This window comes from Opitutaceae bacterium (assembly GCA_015075305.1).
Classification (GTDB): domain Bacteria; phylum Verrucomicrobiota; class Verrucomicrobiia; order Opitutales; family Opitutaceae; genus UBA6669.
In genome coordinates, this window is record JABTUS010000001.1 from 921,892 (window position 1) to 937,692 (window position 15,801).

At 57.7% G+C, this 15,801-nt stretch carries 14 protein-coding genes; 10 read left to right on the forward strand and 4 right to left on the reverse strand.

Annotation, left to right across the window (positions count from 1 at the left end):
• Window positions 1-494: 494 nt before the first annotated feature.
• The 3 genes from HS122_03890 to HS122_03900 are packed head-to-tail and all read left to right on the forward strand — an operon-like array spanning window position 495 to window position 2,812.
• Window positions 495-725 (forward strand): hypothetical protein, encoded by a 231-nt coding sequence (locus HS122_03890; GenBank protein MBE7537535.1) that lies wholly within the window; start codon window positions 495-497, stop codon window positions 723-725.
• Between the two features lie 18 nt (window positions 726-743).
• Window positions 744-1,700 carry a DDE-type integrase/transposase/recombinase gene (locus HS122_03895; protein MBE7537536.1) on the forward strand — a complete coding sequence of 319 codons (957 nt, stop codon included), beginning with the start codon at window positions 744-746 and terminating at the stop codon, window positions 1,698-1,700.
• 41 nt (window positions 1,701-1,741) lie between these two features.
• Window positions 1,742-2,812: an AAA family ATPase gene (locus HS122_03900; protein ID MBE7537537.1), complete on the forward strand. Its 1,071-nt coding sequence runs from the start codon at window positions 1,742-1,744 to the stop codon at window positions 2,810-2,812.
• Window positions 2,813-3,376: 564 nt separating this feature from the next.
• Here the strand turns inward: HS122_03900 and HS122_03905 are convergent.
• Window positions 3,377-3,730 carry a transposase gene (locus HS122_03905; GenBank protein MBE7537538.1) on the reverse strand — a complete coding sequence of 118 codons (354 nt, stop codon included), beginning with the start codon at window positions 3,728-3,730 and terminating at the stop codon, window positions 3,377-3,379.
• A gap of 140 nt (window positions 3,731-3,870) precedes the next feature.
• Window positions 3,871-4,197 (reverse strand): hypothetical protein, encoded by a 327-nt coding sequence (locus tag HS122_03910; GenBank protein ID MBE7537539.1) that lies wholly within the window; start codon window positions 4,195-4,197, stop codon window positions 3,871-3,873.
• 1,589 nt (window positions 4,198-5,786) lie between these two features.
• Here HS122_03910 and HS122_03915 point away from each other — a divergent pair.
• Entirely contained in the window at window positions 5,787-6,869 is a 1,083-nt protein-coding gene (locus HS122_03915; GenBank protein MBE7537540.1) for a hypothetical protein, read from the forward strand.
• A gap of 14 nt (window positions 6,870-6,883) precedes the next feature.
• On the opposite strand, the gene HS122_03920 is transcribed toward HS122_03915, so the two are convergent.
• Window positions 6,884-7,180, reverse strand: a complete 297-nt coding sequence (locus HS122_03920; protein ID MBE7537541.1) for a PEGA domain-containing protein — start codon at window positions 7,178-7,180, stop codon at window positions 6,884-6,886.
• Between the two features lie 522 nt (window positions 7,181-7,702).
• On the opposite strand from HS122_03920, the gene HS122_03925 reads away from it, so the two are divergent.
• The 6 genes from HS122_03925 to HS122_03950 all read left to right on the forward strand — a co-directional run bounded on the left by HS122_03925 (window position 7,703) and on the right by HS122_03950 (window position 15,202).
• A complete protein-coding gene (locus HS122_03925; protein ID MBE7537542.1) occupies window positions 7,703-8,665 on the forward strand; it encodes a MoxR family ATPase in 963 nt (320 codons plus the stop codon).
• A gap of 41 nt (window positions 8,666-8,706) precedes the next feature.
• On the forward strand, window positions 8,707-9,639 hold the full coding sequence (locus HS122_03930; protein MBE7537543.1) for a DUF58 domain-containing protein: 933 nt from the start codon (window positions 8,707-8,709) through the stop codon (window positions 9,637-9,639).
• Window positions 9,636-10,718 (forward strand): VWA domain-containing protein, encoded by a 1,083-nt coding sequence (locus HS122_03935; protein ID MBE7537544.1) that lies wholly within the window; start codon window positions 9,636-9,638, stop codon window positions 10,716-10,718. Before HS122_03930 ends, HS122_03935 begins: the two co-directional genes overlap by 4 nt.
• A 226-nt stretch (window positions 10,719-10,944) precedes the next feature.
• Complete coding sequence (locus HS122_03940) at window positions 10,945-11,760, forward strand: VWA domain-containing protein (protein ID MBE7537545.1); 816 nt, start codon at window positions 10,945-10,947, stop codon at window positions 11,758-11,760.
• Window positions 11,761-11,762: 2 nt separating this feature from the next.
• Window positions 11,763-12,623 carry a hypothetical protein gene (locus HS122_03945; protein MBE7537546.1) on the forward strand — a complete coding sequence of 287 codons (861 nt, stop codon included), beginning with the start codon at window positions 11,763-11,765 and terminating at the stop codon, window positions 12,621-12,623.
• A 29-nt stretch (window positions 12,624-12,652) separates the two neighbouring features.
• Window positions 12,653-15,202 carry a BatD family protein gene (locus HS122_03950; GenBank protein ID MBE7537547.1) on the forward strand — a complete coding sequence of 850 codons (2,550 nt, stop codon included), beginning with the start codon at window positions 12,653-12,655 and terminating at the stop codon, window positions 15,200-15,202.
• Here HS122_03950 and HS122_03955 read toward each other — a convergent pair whose 3' ends face one another.
• Window positions 15,203-15,775 (reverse strand): TIGR00730 family Rossman fold protein, encoded by a 573-nt coding sequence (locus HS122_03955; protein MBE7537548.1) that lies wholly within the window; start codon window positions 15,773-15,775, stop codon window positions 15,203-15,205.
• Window positions 15,776-15,801: the final 26 nt, after the last annotated feature.

Genomic DNA, 15,801 nt, shown 5'->3' on the forward strand with positions numbered 1-15,801 from the left:
GGTGGCGGGGCAGGGCTGCTGGGTGCTGGTGGCATCGATTCATCTGCGCAGCGTGCAGGGGTACGGTGAGCCTGCCGGGATTCGCGTTGTCGTACCGGCTGGTTGCAGGTTTCGACGTTTGAAGCGTTTCTCGAGGAGTTCTGGCGAAGGGAAGTGCAGCGGTGGCTGTCGGTGCTGGAGGACTATCGTCGGCGGATGCTTGGCTACGCGACGGGCTTTGGCGGCGGGTGGGATGCGGCTTGGGCCGTGCACCTCCGGCGAGCAGCAGGGCGATGTGGCCCTGGCTGAAAGCGGCGTGCGGTGGATTGACCTCCGCCGCACGCCGACTGGTAGCCGAGTTCAGGACAACCCTGTTTCGGCAGTACCAGTGCCATCAGCCAGCGGGGTGTGGTGAACACCACGGTTGGCCGGAGAGACCGGGTTCGAACGTGAAGGAGTAGCAGCCCACACAACGAAAATATCGCGATCGTGAACCGGGCGGTGAAACGCTTTCGGTGAAAATCTCCTTCGGAAGAGGAATCACGGGAAGCGAGGGCGCTGGCGCGCTTCGCCGCCGTTCAGGCGGTGATGCAGGCGGTCCGGAACGGACTGCCGTTGATGCGGCAGCGCAACAGGCCGCGCAGCAGGCCTGGGACAGGCAGCTGTATTCGGCCGCGACGATCGAGGACTGGTACTACGACTACAGGCACGGTGTTTGCCGCGCTGCACAGTCAAAGGCGTTGTGACCGGGAAAATCGAAGGCGATGGATTCGGCCGCGGTGGAGGCGTTGTGCAGACTGAGGCGGGAGCATCCGGGCCTGACACTCAAAGCCCTGGCGGAGGAGTTGGTGCGGCAGGGGATCCTGGAGCGCGGCAGTGTGAGCGAAAGCACGCTGCGGAGGCGGCTGGTGGAGGCGGGATTGGACCGGCGCAGCGTGCGGGCCGGTTCGGGTCTTAGCGGGGGGCCGACGAAGGCCTTCGAACTGCCGCTGCCGAATCTATTGTGGATGGCCGACTGCATGCACGGGCCGACGCTGAGGACCGGGGGGAATGCAGGGGCGCAGCGCACGTATTTGTTCGCGCTGCTCGACGACTGCTCGCGGCTGTGCGTGCACGGGCAGTTTTACGAGCACGAACGCCTGGAGGGTTTCCTGGATGCGCTGCGGCGGGCGCTCCAGACCCGCGGGCTGCCGGAGAAACTCTACACGGACAATGGAGCGGCGTTCCGCAGCCAGCATCTGGCGGTCGTGTGTGCGAACCTCGGCATCCGCCTGATCCACGCGAAGCCGTACCACAGCTGGTCGAAGGGCAAGATCGAGCGGTTCTTTTCCACGGTGCAGACCCAGTTCCTCCCGCCGCTGGTGTTCACGCCGGTGCACTCCATCGACGAATTGAACCGGCGGTTCTGGCGGTGGCTGGAGAGCGGGTACCATCAACACGTGCACTCGGCCCTGGCCGGCGAGGCACCGGCGCAGCGCTTCGCACGGCTGGGCACGGCGTTGAGGCTGCTGGATGCGAACGCGCCACTCGACCGCTTGTTCTTCATGCGGGTGGAGCGGCGGGTGCGCAAGGATGCGACCTTCTCGCTGGAAGCGGGCCTTTGGGAGGTGGCGGCGCATCTGCGCGGGCAGCTCATCACGGTGCGTTTCGATCCGGTGAGCCCTGGCGGGTGGAGGTCTGGCTGGGCGAAGGCGGTTCATCAGGCTGGCGGTGCGCTGTGACAAGCACCGCAACGCGAAAATCCCCTTCGTGACCAACGACTATGAGCGCGAAACCCACTGAAGCCCCGGCGCTGGACCTGGCGCTCAAGACGCTGTGGGGTGCCAGCCGATGGCCGGGGATGGCCGACGGCGGGGTGGTCCTTGCCCACCCCGCCTGGCAGGAGGCGTACCGACGACTCGACCAACTGGCCGTTGTGCGCGCCAGCGGTGTCCTTCACGGGCCCAATGGCGTGGGGAAAAGCACCCTGTTGCACCGCTGGAGCGAACGGTTGAGCCCCAAGCAGTATCGCTTCGTGCGGATGACGCACGGCTCGCTGGCCCACTCCGATCTGCTGCGTCACCTGGTGAAACTCGGTGGCCGGGAGCCGAAGTACCGCAAGGGCGACAACGTCGGCCTGCTGAGCGAACTGTGGCAGGAGTGGGCTCCGGTGTGGCCGGTGCTCGTCATCGAGGAGGCGCAGGATCTGTCCGTGGCGCACTGGAAGAACTGCGCCTGCTCACCTGCGCCCGCACCGACGCGGCCCCGCCGTTCTCCTGATCCTCTGCGGGGACGAGGATCTGCTTCGGTCGCACTGGAACTGAGATACCAGACGCGCCACGGTGTCGCGGCTGGGCTTCTGCCTTCATCTGCCCCCCTGGCCCGCGGAGAAGTTTTCGAGTACCTGCGAGCGCACGGCCGAGGTCGGCATCCTCCAGCCCGCTTGGGCCGGCCGCCGAAACCCTGCTGCTGCAATCAGGACAGGGGCTGCCGCGCACGCTCAACGCCCTTTGCAGCGCGCCATGGAGCAGGCAGCCCTGGCGAACCGGCGCGTTGTCACCACCGCGGATGTCCAGTTCGCCCTCGATGCGCTGCCGTGGCTGGCGCGAATCCGTCCGTCGTGAGGCACCATGCAACCGGCCAGCCCCCACGTCCGTCGTACCTGCCCTGCTCGAGGAAATCCGCCGCTTCTATGCCCAAGCCAGGCGCGCACCTTCCATCGCGACCGGCGCATGCTGCTTTACGCGCTGGGCTGGCCGGCGACCTGGCTGGAGCACCGCGCGCTCACACGTGCCTCGGCCCGCTACACCACGCTGATCACCGACCGCCTCGACGACATCGCCGCGCACGGTGATCCCGCCCGTGCGGCCCATACTTTCCGGCGTATCTGCTCAAATGCGTCCGGGGATTGGTTCCAGCATCCGGCGACGAACTCGACGCTGAACTCAAACACATCCGAAACGCCCTCGATCAAATCTCGCCTCACCCTCGCTCGCCGCCCTGACGGTCCGGCGGGACGCCACCACCTCGCATTGCTCGCGGCCGCTCATCGGCTGCTCCACGCAACGCGGCAGCGCCAACGCCAGCCCGCCGCCGACCGCCAGCTGTCGCTGTTTTGATCTCCGCCGCGATCAACGTGGCGTCACACCGCGTCGCTTTTCCATCACGTCACGCTCCACCCGGAGCACCCGCAAACAGCTCTACTCCCGTGCCGCATTTATCACGAAAAAACGTTCCTGAAACACCGTGACGCGGAACACGTAGTTTCCCCGACTCGCGCGATGCGACGCGATGATGCGCGTGGCCAATGCGGCATCTTCCCTCTGTCGCTCAGTGACGGGGCTGGTCAACCATCGGTGATATCCGCTTCGCGACACGCCCACTACGGCGCACAGTTGGCTGATTGAGTGCTCGCCCGTCATCGCCTTGATCCGGGCATACTTCTCTCAGGCGTTTCGGAGAGGATGCCCAGTGATTTTTTTAGGATGATCTCCCTCTCCCGCAAACGGGCGTTCTCGGCCCGCAGCCTGATGATTTCCTCATCCTTTTGCTCGGGCGTCATACCGCCCTTCACTCCCGAGGCGCTTGATGGCGTCGGGGCATACTGCCGCCTCCATGCATGCAGCAGGCTGTCTCGGATATCCAGTTGCTCAGCGACTTGCCGAATCGATCGATCTCCCTTCAGCGTCAGCTGCACCGCATTGCGTTTGTACGTCTCGTCAAACTCCCTCCGAATCCGGCGGGAGCTACCTGTCATTTGGTTGTCATTCATGGTGTCTTTCACGACCACCTTCACCACTGCCACGTCCTGGGGGGATGGTCGATTCCTGCGGCAAGCTTTTCGCTCCTGTCCTCGGAATCGACCAATCCTTCCTCCGGCTACGCAGCTGACTGTCCACTAAACCGAGGCAATCACAGAGAGTTTACGTTTCCGACCGCTGGCGGTCGAGTGCGGCTTTCTGTGACCGAAGATGCGTTGACACCGTACGGGGGGCTGGTGCCTTGGGCGGCGTATACCAAACATATAGGCATCGCCGAGAACCTTGCGGCAACCTGACCGAACAGCGCCTCTTTCTGGGCAAGCAGTAGATCGAGGCATCGGTAGAGTGTGGCAGGTTGTGCGGAGCGTTCATCGACGCCGAGCAGATCCGGCAGGGCGCTCGTGCCAAACCACTGCCGGTGCAGCCGCCATTCGGACCCCGGTGCCAGCAGTCGATAGATCGCAAGAACGCGCAGCACCTTTTCCCAGTCCGTTCCTCCCGGCTGCAGCCGAACCTCTCGCGGAAAAACTCATCGAGATGAAGCTGCCGCCACAGCGAATCGGCCAGCCAGCACGCTCCCCACTGCCGCGGACGCTCCAGACTCATTGCGCTCAACCTCACCCGCACCGCGTCCACCTCGCCAGACGTCAGCTCTCGATCCTCCGGCCACAAGGCCATCTGCCTCATCGTTCCGCTGTTTTCATCGAGCACGCTCACCGCTTTCTCCCACGACTCCTTTTTGTCGGTCGTTCACCTCCCGAGATAAAGCACATGATGATGCACCACGCGTCCTCCTACCCGCCGACTCTCCACGATCGACCAGCTGCGGTGACCCTTCCCATTCTTGCGCCGAACCCGACACTTCAAGTGCATGCACTCACTTTACCTTCCCACGCTCACCTTGCATAGAGGGTAGGTCGGGCCTACACGCCCTTTTGAAAAATCCACCCCTGCCTCGCAGACACTTACGCACCAATACCACCCAAAAATCGTCAATTCATCACTCCAGTTGGCGAAGCCGGGGTAACTGGACAGCCGTGGATGAAGGAGATACTCGCTCTCGCCCACTGTTATTGCAAGAACATGCGATTTTGCTCGAAATCTCCGTCGAACCCGCCAAAATACTCCAAATCCCAAGAATCTATGAGCCCCATCCTCAACGCTACGACAATCGCCGCAACTACCCTGTCCGCCCTATTCGTACTGCTTTCGAATCACAGGCGACGTGGGAACCGTGCCCTTTCACTTGGCATTTTTCTCGTTGGAGTTTGGACAGCCTTTCGCTATACAAGTGTACTGAATCCGCACAATAGCACATGGTTTTATTTATGTCTATCCATAGGCCCACTCATATTAGCCCAATTGATTATCTGCGTTGAATGCATATCCTACGACAGAATCCTACCTCGCGATCCACTGCTTATAATAATACTTTCGATTGCATTAACCCTGCCACTCTTACCTTGGCAAAATTCATTTGCATATACCGAAAATCATGCCATAAGGAACGGCATCGGATACTATACGTATATAATTCTAAGCCTTTTATGCTATTTCGGCTCGTGCATATTGTGGACTATCCGAATCTTCCGCTTGGGCAAACCAGCAAACACCGAACTCCGCGTCTTGGTCTACCCCTCAATAGTTCTCGGCGTATCGATTTGCGTACTGATGCTCATACGGCCCATTGTTCGAGAGAAAATGCCGAGCGAATCATCTCACCTACTTGTGCTTGGGTTTGTCATATACCTATCATATAGTTTCATAACCTCCTCAGTGCTCGACACTCGTCACTTCTTTCGAGTTGCCGCCAGAGCATCACTAACAATCATTTCTTCGGTTACAATAGTATATGCAATTCATAAGCTTCTTCCTGTAACAATGTCTCTTTGGGCAATTGCACTCATGGCTAGCACGCTTGCGTTGCTCATGAGACGAACCATTTCGGAATTGAACGCGAGGTGGGTGAGATCTAGCAATATAGAGGTGCTCGCACAGTCATGTGTCATCGATACAATTAACACTACCATCTGTGAATCACAATTGACTACTAGGCTTCGTGAGATCTTGAGCCAATGGGGAACATCGCGAGCTTATGTTTCTTCATCGCTCAATGACTATTTCGACATCGACGAGCTGCCTTCAAGTCTGGCAAAATCACTAGCGAATGAACTTAAAGCAAGTCAATGGCTAACTCCAAAGCGCGTGCGCAAGATGTCGGGAAACGCCGTCCACCACTCGTTAATTCAATTTCTTGCTAGAAACAAACTTGGGATTGTGGTATCCAGCAGAGGGCCATCTCCAGTTGTTATCGCGCTTGAGAGACGCGCTAATTTGAAACCGTTTACCCGTGTTGAGGCGGAGCAACTACTGGAGTTTGCCTCACTCGCAGAACTCGCGTTTGTGAAAGTGCGACTGCTCGCGCAGCTAGCCCATTCAGATCGGCTGGCCACCTTGGGGACTCTATGCGCAAGTTTTGCGCATGAGATTCGAAACCCTCTTTTTGCAATCAGGACATTCGCGCAATTGCTGCCATCCCACTATGAAAGCCCGGAATTTAGGCTGCGGTTCTCCAAGACTGTAGATGAGGAAGCAGGCAGAATGGAGATGTTACTGACCGACATGATGGACCTGTCAAAACCTCGCCAACTGCATCTCGAACCGACCCATATTAATGAACTTCTCTTGAGCATGTTCGACGTAATCTCGCACCGAGGACGTACTCTGGATACGGTGCTCGAGTACGCTATGGATTCCACCCACGATTTTGTCGAAACAGACCCCACCGCTATCAAGCAGATCATTTTGAATCTGTCCGCAAATGCCATTCAAGCACAGAAGGAGTCTCGACGTGCACGCATGCTGAAGATCGCCACATCCAACACTCCCCATGGATTAGAAATCGCGGTCAGTGACAATGGCCCCGGCATTCCGCCGCGAATGCGTAAGAAGCTGTTTGTCCATTATCAAACAGGAAAGACCGATGGCAACGGGCTTGGTCTGTCGATATGCCGAGAACTCGTAACCAACCTGGGGGGCAACTTGTCCTTAGATCCCTACGTTCACGGGATTGGTGCAACTTTTAGAATCGTTTTACCGATGACACAGGATCCATCGTCCAATACCACAAACGCCAAACCGGCAACCTGAATACTGCTAATCTTTCACCAACGCCTTTGCGCACCATCTGGTGTGAACATGATCCCTCTGGGCAGTCGGTCAAGGGGAGTGAATAGTTCCTCAACGGTGATCGAATGCTCTGTGGCGTTGGTTGCCAAAAATCGTACTTTAATTGAGATATTGGCACGTGCGAACCCTTGACCGGTACCGTGTAATGTTATTTTTCTAGGAGTACGACCTGAAGGGATGCCATTGACTACAACAACCGCACCCGCCGGATTGGATTCAAGGAAGATCGCAAATTCTCCCGGCGCAAGAGTCGGTGGAGCAATTTCCTTCATTTCTTCCTCCCGAACGGTCCTCTCTGAAGACGGGGAGCTCGCAGGTGGCACCTGAATAGAGGGCTCAACCACTTTGTGCTGAGCGATTTCGTGTGACTCTGGCAGCGGCTCATAATTAGCCGAGCTAGGCGTGGAGCGCGGTGTAGTCGAAAATGTACCGCAACCCTGCATGACAAGCATTGTTAGCGCTGAAAGCGCCAACCTCGCTTCCCAGTGCCACAGACTCCAGTGCTTCTCCACTATCGCAAGTTCCAATTCATTAGCCTTCTTCGATATCGGACAGCGAGGAACTAGAGTTATCGCTTCGAATCAAGCGCATAACGTTCTGGATAAAACTAATCGCATATTCCTGCATCAAGTCAACATCGCTTGCTGGCCCAGGAAGAAAATTCACAGGTACATCCAATGCCGACATTGCGCGAAACTCCTGCTTCGGTCGTGAGTCAAACACCGTCAGGCAATGCTCAAACTTTCCCTCGCACATGTTCGTGATTCCTGCGAGGGTTGATGCGCCTTTACTCTATGCTCTCCGGTCCCGCTTGGTCACAGAAACTGCGTGATGAAATCGCCCTGGCCGTCATCGGTCAGGATCTGGTCGTAGAACGTCTCCTTGTCGCTTTGTTATCGAATGGGCACGTCCTTCTGGAGGGAATGCCCGGCCTCGCCAAGACCCTCCTCATCAAATCATTGGGCACCACCTTGGGCGTGCAGTTTGAACGCATCCAATTCACCCCCGATCTCCTCCCAAGCGATGTCGTCGGCACGATGATCTTTTCCCCAAAAGACGGTACTTTCCAGGTCCACCGAGGTCCGATTTTCGCCAATCTTGTCCTAGCTGATGAGATCAACCGCGCCCCGGCAAAGGTTCAAAGCGCACTACTGGAGGGCATGCAGGAGCGGCAGGTTACAATAGGCGGAAGCACTCACCCGCTCCCGGAGCCATTCCTCGTCATGGCCACTCAGAATCCTGTGGAACAAGAAGGCACCTATCCGCTGCCCGAGGCACAAACTGACCGATTTCTTTTCAAGCTGCTTGTCGGCTATCCCTCCGCGGATGAGGAGGCGTTGATGCTGGCCCGGTGGGGACAGTTGACAAAGAATCCGACTTTGAAGGCAGTCTCCAGTGGAGACGAACTCCTCTCGCTGCGCACATGCGTCGACCAGATCCATGTCTCTCCTGCGGTGGAGGCATACATCCTCGCACTGGTCCGCGCAACGCGGGCATTGACGGTTGCCGATGACAAGGGATTCCGCCTTCTCACTTTCGGCGCGTCTCCCCGGGCATCCCTTGCTCTCTACACGGCCAGCCGGGCCCTCTCATGGCTCCGTGGAACTGATTATGTCAGCCCCGCCCTTGTGCAGGAAATCGCACCCGATGTGCTGCGCCACCGCATTGGACTGACGTATGAGGCGGAAGCCGTCGAGCAAACGACTGACAAAATCATCACACAGGTTTTGGAGAAGACCGCCGTGCCCGTTCTTTAGGTCATGTTCGAGTTCCAGACAACGATTACAGGTTTAGGTCCGTGACAGCCAGACTCAATAGTCCAAGCGCATCGTCAACGGCTTCCTCCCTCGCCCTCCTGCGCCAATTGGAGTGGCGGGTTCGGCATGCCGTGGAGAATGTTCTGAGCGGGGAATATCGATCCGCACTCAGAGGTCGCGGAATGGAATTCGACCAAGTGGTCCGTTACGAATTTGGAGACGATGTCCGCGATATCGACTGGAATGTCACCGCACGCCTGGGAGAACCGTATCGAAAAAAGTACATCGAGGAACGCGAGGTCACGGTGCTGGTTCTTTTCGAGGACACCCCAAGCCTTCAGTTTGGTTCCGGTGTCACCTCAAAACGCGACGCCCTGCTCGAACTGGCCGGACTGGTCATGATGCTGGGCGCCATTAACCGGGATCGCGTGGGTTTCGTGCACGCTACTCCGAAAGGTTATTACTTCCGTGAGCCTGTTCGCAATCGTGGGGCCATCATGTATTCAGCTGCAACCCTGCTTGCAAGCCCGCCTCCTTCGATGGTCTCCATGACTTTCGATGCAAATCCCGGGCAGCCTGTTCTCGATATCCCCTGGAAACTACTATCGCGAGCAGCTCCAAAGCACTCCGTCTTCATCTGGCTCGGCGACTTTCCCCCCCGCTCGAGTCCACCTGGCTGGACAATCTTCAATCGGCGCTTCCAGACATTGGGGTTTCGCATTGACGACCCATGGGAGCATGAACTGCCACATGGAGAGCAATTCAGCGCATTCGATCCCACCCAGGGTCGTCTGGTCACAATTGAGGGATCTGCGGATGAACGCGATGCGCTGGCGGAATGGGGCAGGCGGCGCGACGACGCATGGTTCCGCCTTTTTCCCGATCCGCAATCTCGCCTGATTGTCTCAACTGAGGACAATCGATTGGAGGCGCTGGTCAGTTTCTTTCGATCACGAATGCGAGCGCGTCGATGAGCGATCTCACCCTCCATTCTCCCTCATGGCTTGCGCTCCTGCTGGCGCTTCCTCTCCTTGCGTGGCTCCGCCGCAGGCGCCCGGTCAGCGTGCTTTTCGTCCCATTCGCCGCATCCTGGCATCGACGCCCGCGTTTCACCCCATCACGCCTGCCCGGGTTCCTTGCGATTGCCGGACTGGCCCTGCTCATAGTCGCGGCTGCCCGCCCTCAGCGAATCGATGAACGACGCGAGACCAAGTCCCAGGGATACGATCTGATTCTGGCGATTGACTTGTCAGGCTCGATGCTTTCGGAGGATTTTGAACGCAATGGCCAGCGGATAAACCGACTTCAGGTCATCAAGCCCGTCATCCAGGCGTTCATCAGCAGGCGCCCTGCCGACCGCATTGGGATCGTCATTTTTTCCGGTCGCGCCTACACCCTGTCTCCCCTGACTTTTGATCATGACTGGCTGGCTCGTCAGGTGGAGCGACTCAAGATTGGCCTCATTGAAGATGGAACTGCCATTGGCGACGGCTTGGGGGTCGCGCTCACCCGGCTTGAACAAGCGAGTCGTGAAACGGAGGGACATCGGATGGGCGCATTTGTGGTCCTGCTCACTGATGGAGCCAACAACCGAGGCGCAATGACACCGGAACAAGCCACCGAAATCGCCAAATCGCGTTCCATCCCAGTCTATACAATCGGAGCGGGAAGAGAGGGCAGCGTGCCTTACCCCGTCTTTGATCAAAACAACAATCGCATCGGCAGTCGCAGGGTGCCATCCGACCTTGATGAGCCCGCGCTGCGGGAGATCGCGAATCAAACGGGCGGAAAATATTTTCGAGCCGACGACGTTCGCACGGTCGAGGACGCCTTTGCATCGATAGATCGCGCCAAGAAGATCGAATTTCAGGCAAAGCGCTTTCTCGTCACAACGGAGCTCTTTTGGATCCCTGCGACAGCCGGTGCAGTTTGCCTCCTGCTCGCCTCAATTCTTGAGCACGGGAGACACGGTCGCTTCAAGCCGAACCTACAAACGCCGCCAACCATCAAAACCGTCGCGCAATCTCGCTCGACCATGTCCGTGCGCGGATAGTGAAACTCTCAAAGTGACCTTTGCGTTGCCACACCTTCTCCTTCTGCTCCTGATTCCAACCGGGCTCCACCTGCTGGCATTGCATCGAAGAAGTCGAGCCCCCTCAACGTTCGGGAGCAGGATCCTTCGGGGCGAGGCAACTCAAAGAAGTATCAGGCTTTCAGATACAGAGCCCGGGCGCTCGAGGCCCGGTCACCTGCTTCGCCTTCATCTTGGAATCGCCGGCGTGGTACTGGCGCTCGCGCGGCCGCAATGGGGAAAGATCGAGGAGCCCGTCTTCGATCAATCCCGTGAGATCATCGTCGCGTTGGACCTGTCGCGTTCAATGCTTGCATCGGATGTGAAACCCTCCCGGCTGGAACGCTCCAAATTGCTCATTCAATCCCTCCTCGAACAACTGGCTGGCGAGCGGGTTGGATTGATCATTTTTGCCGGCACCGCCTTTCTGCAGTGCCCTCTCAGTTCGGATTACGAAATCATGCGGGAATTTCTGCCCTCACTCGATCCAGAATACCTCCCGCAGGGTGGGAGCAACTATCACTCCATGCTGGAAACAGCGCTGCGCTCCTTTACACCCGGCAGCGACGCTGACAGGTTCTTGATAGTTCTCAGCGATGGCGAAGCAACCGACGAAGAATGGGAACAAGTCGTGGATTCATTGAAGTCCAGCCATATCCGCACGATCGGTCTTGGTGTCGGCACGAATGAAGGATCCATGGTTCCTGACTCCACGGGCGGGTTTGTGAAGGACGAAAGGGGAGCCGTGGTGCTTTCACGGCTTGAAAGCCGCACACTGCAGAGTCTTGCCGAGAAGACCGGCGGTACCTATGCAGACGCATCAAGCTGGGTGGATCTGGCCTCCATTTTGAAAGCAAACATCGAATCGGCCAAACGAGGTGAATTCCAAGAGATGAACCATGTGAGACTCGCGGAGAGGTTTCAATGGGTGCTTCTACCGTCAATTCTGATCCTTCTCTGGAGTTACTACCGCGATTTTCCCGTTCGACCCAGACCGCGCGACCTGACGCTGGCTATATCTTGAACATGATCCTCCCGCACCATTTCAACTGTTCCATCGTCGCAATGCTCGTGCTTGCGCCGCCTCTTCTTGCACGAGTGGACTCCACAATAGCAGAGCCATTGGTGAAAGCCATCGGCGAAATCTGTGTCAAGGAGTCACCCTCCGCCAAGGATTACGCCCGCATCGCGGACAAAACGATCGACTATGGCCGTCGCATGCTGCAGGCGAAGAGTCACCCTGCGGAAGCCGTTGTCGATACCGGATTGGATTCCGTCGAAATTGGTGAGCGATTGGACCCAAGGGCTGCTGATTGGACGAAACTGCGCCAGGAGCTGGCATCATTGCGAAATACAAAGGATCAACAATCGCCACCGCAGCCGAAAGAAGAATCGAACAAGCAGCACCAAGACCAGGACAAGAAAGAAAACCAAGCCGGAACCGATCAAGAGCAGCATCAATCTTCGCAGAGCTCCCAAGAGGGATCGTCCGATGGAGGGAGAAACCAAAAGGAGACCCAAGGATCCCAAAGCCAGAACAGAGAACCAGCCGAAGACCAATCCAATGCAAAAGGTGAACCGCATACCAAGAGTGAGGACAGTCGGAATCAGCGCGAGGCAGGCGGCTCGGCGTTCGGTGACATGACCGATAAAAAGGAGAATGAGTCCCAAACTTTTCCCGATGCCCAATCGGATCCGTCTGAATCTCAAAAAGTGGGCGGACAAGCGGCAAGAAAGGCCTCAAACTTTGGCAATGAGGATCCTGAGTTGGTTATTCCACTCCAAAAACTGGATCAGCTCCGGAATCTGGATTCCCCCGCAAAGCTATTCCGCATGATCGAAGGTCAATCGGAACTGCCTGCCGGGAAGAAAGGCAAGGATTGGTAGGCATGCATCATTCAGCGTTCAATCAATTCATGCGCAGGGCGAATAATACCGCGTTCGTGCTGCTCTGCTTGTGGTCATTTGGACGCCTCGAAGCACAGACAGCACAGTGGCAACCGAATCATGGATCCCTGGGTGTGGGACAGGCGTCAGAAATTCAACTCGTCTTTGAAGACTGTGCGCCCACCAGCAATCCGCAGCCGCCGAAGGTTCCCGGTTTGAGTCTTGAACTGACAGGCACATCCCAGAGCATCCAAACTTTCAACGCATCCATCTCCCGCAGGATCAACTATACGTTCCTCGCGCGGCCGACCCAGCGTGGCCCAGTTAGAATCCCTGCATTCGATGTCGCCACTGACAAGGGCCAGGTGCGCGCCGGTGCTGCGGATTTCGATGTTGGAGATGCGACCGTGGGACAAGCGGGAACTTCACTTGATGCCATTGTTCAGTCTCGAATTCATCTTCCCTCCCAAAGCGTCTGGGCCGGAGAGGTCTTCCCCTTGCAATATACACTAACCATTGCGCGCCGCTACAGCCCGCAACTCGCGAGCGCGATAGAATGGACTCCCGCTCCGCTCACCGTGGAGGAATGGGGCAAGCTGGAAACCTCCGAAATGATGGTTGGCGGCGAAGCCCGCCTGCAGGTCACGAACCGGTCCCGCGGCCTGGCGCGTTCGGCGGGAACGATCATCATCAAGCCAGCACAACAACTGGTCAACTTGCAGACTGGCACCTCCATGTTCGGGGTTTTCTCGCGACCAACAATGGAACAGTATTCGATCAGTTCTCCGCCTGGCACGCTGAATGTAAAACCACTGCCTTCTCCCGCACCTCCAGGGTTCAATGGAGCTGTTGGAAAGTTTGACCTCGCATCCAAAGTCGTCCCATCAGCGGCCGCCGTGGGAGAGCCCATTACTTGGACTCTTGAACTCTCAGGCACCGGCAACTGGCCCGATATTGCAGAACTTCCCGCGCGCCAGGTCAGTCGCGATTTTCGCATCGTTCAACCCCAACCCAAACGCACGGTGAAGGAAGGTTCCCTCTTCGATGCCAGCTTTTCGGAAGATATCGTGCTCATTCCAACAAAGGCCGGCACCTACCCAATAGGTCCGTACCAATGGAGCTACTTCGATCCGAAAGCAGGTGAATACAAGACCGTGATGATTGCGAAAGCGTTTGTCACTGTATCCGCTCCTCCAACGCCTGTGACGCTGCAATCCGCCGGCGCGCTTCCCCCTGGAGCCGTCGAGCGCGGCGCGAGCAGATCCGGATCAATCGCAAGCACACTTGAGCCGGCCCCGCCGCCAAAACCCGTACCCGGCGATCCCATCATCGGCTCTCACATTGTACCGGCTCCAAAATCCACTGGTTCCGTCGCCACATGGTCCCTTCTGTCGCTACCGGCGCTTGCATTGCTCTGGTTCGCTCTCGCGCTTCGACGCGCGCGATTGACTGACTCGCACAGACGTCAGAGGGACGCGCGTATGCGCCTTGGGCTGACATTGAAGGCCCTGGCAGCCGCTACTGAAACGCCGGTGACACACACCCTGCTGCGAGAATGGCAGCACGATACCCTGGTATTGCTCGGCCTCTCGCGAACATATGCTTCCGCAAGTCACCTTGTACATTCGCCACTAATCAACGACAAGTCCGCACTCGCCGCCTGGATAGATCTTTGGGCTGAGGCAGACCGCGTCCTCTATTCGATCCGTCAAAACCTGCCTGAAGGATGGATTGAGCGGGCTCAGGGAGCAATGGCGTCGGCCAGCCTCCCGCGATTCTCGCTGCTGTCGCTTTTCGCACCAAGGAATCTTCTGCCGTTTGTCGCGAGTTTCTGCGTGTTGATGATCCTTCCCCCAGTCCGAGGCGCGAATGCGCTCGAGCTTTACCGTGAAGGCAAGTTTGCCGAGGCGCAGAAATCCTGGTCGGATCAAGTCGCGCGTGATCCGACCGACTGGGTCGCTCGTCACAATCTTTCCCTCGCACTGGAACAGCAGGATCGCTGGGGAGAGGCTGCAGCGCACGCAACGGCGGCATACCTCCAGCAGCCTGCAAACGAGGAGGTGCGCAAAAACTGGTCATTCGCGTTGAATCACGCAGGCTACCTGCCCTCTCAGATCAACAACTTCGTTTCACCCGGACCATTGCACCAAGTCGCGCAGGAGTTTTCTCCGTCGGTGTGGAAGCTTCTCTTGATTGTCTGGGCATGGAGCGCAGCTGGGGCAGCGGGTGTCCTGCTCTTACGTGCCTTCAGCTTCCTTGGAGCTTGGGCGCACCCAGCCGCGTACGTTGTCGGATGCATCTCAGTTCTGCTCGCGGGCGCGTCCTATGCATCCATCCACGCTTTTGGCCTCACGGCGGACAGCCGATCCGTGATCTTCTGGCGCTCGGCAAACTTACGGTCGGTTCCAACGTTTGCCGACACCACACAGAAAACCACACCGGTCGCACCGGGTACGGTCGCCGTCGTCGACAAGACCTTCCTCAAGTGGCACCGACTTCGATTTCCCGATGGTCAGACCGGATGGATCCCTGCTGCGGAGGTGATCCCGCTGTGGCGCAGTGATCGGCAGGGCGGCTGATCACTGCCAAAGGTCATCCGCGACAAACGGTCGAGCCGAATCCAGGTGCCGCCAGACATCCTCGACCGAATCCGCCACGTTGAAGAGATCGCCCGCCCCCCGAGACTTGAAGCGCTCCCGCTTCATTCGTTCGAAAAACCGCAGCAGATCATCGTAGTACCCACCTTGATTCACAACGACCACGGGTTTTGGCAATTGATTGAGGTACCGCAATGTCATGATCTCCGCAAGTTCCTCCAGAGTTCCTATGCCGCCAGGGAGCGTGACAAAGCCCGCAGCCCTCTCTTCCATGATTTGTTTTCGCTGACGCATGGTCGTCACCGTCACCAGTTCATTGGATTCATTGAAGGCGAGTTCGCGAGTCTTCATGAACTCCGGGATCACTCCAACAACATGTCCGCCGGATTCCTTTACAGCTCTCGCCAGAGTCCCCATCAACCCCCTGTGTCCACCACCATAAACGAGGCCCCATCCACGCGCCACCATACCGCGACCCAAAGCATCGGCCGCTTCAAAATATTTCCGGTCAATCAAGTCGCTGGACGAGCAATAGACACAAAGCAGATTCGGCATCGTTGGCTTCAATTCGATCTCCTGCC